Origin of the sequence: Roseivivax halodurans JCM 10272 (assembly GCF_000521785.1) — a bacterium.
Classification (GTDB): domain Bacteria; phylum Pseudomonadota; class Alphaproteobacteria; order Rhodobacterales; family Rhodobacteraceae; genus Roseivivax; species Roseivivax halodurans.
Window position 1 is genome coordinate 1 of sequence record NZ_JALZ01000142.1, and the last position, 390, is coordinate 390.

Genomic DNA, 390 nt, shown 5'->3' on the forward strand with positions numbered 1-390 from the left:
ACCTCGTCGGGCCGGGTGCGCTGGTTGAGATAGCCGCCGAGCGTCAGGACGTGGCTGCTGCCCGAAAGTGTGCCGAGATCGATCACCGCCTCGATCAGGCCGGTGCCGAGAACCTCGTCATCGTCATCGGTGGCCTCGAGGCGGGTGAGCACGGTCTCGACGCCGTCGAGCAGAACCACAACCTCCCCCCATTCACCGGCATCGAGATCCCCGGTGAGATCCATGCGGTAGCTGAGCGTGAGCGTGCCGGTCTGCCCGGCAAGGGTGTCGAAGCTGCGGCTCCAGCCGCCGGAGATATCGGTGACTGCATTGCGGGAGCTGCCCCCGCCGAGGGTCAGCTCGAGCGCGCCTCCCGTTGCCGTCCCCGACGCGTAATCCGGCTGCGCCGTT

At 67.9% G+C, this 390-nt stretch carries 1 protein-coding gene; it reads right to left on the reverse strand.

The window, feature by feature from the left end:
* Positions 1–390 (reverse strand): hypothetical protein (locus OCH239_RS23245; RefSeq protein ID WP_037267651.1); only part of this gene is annotated, 390 nt, incomplete at both ends.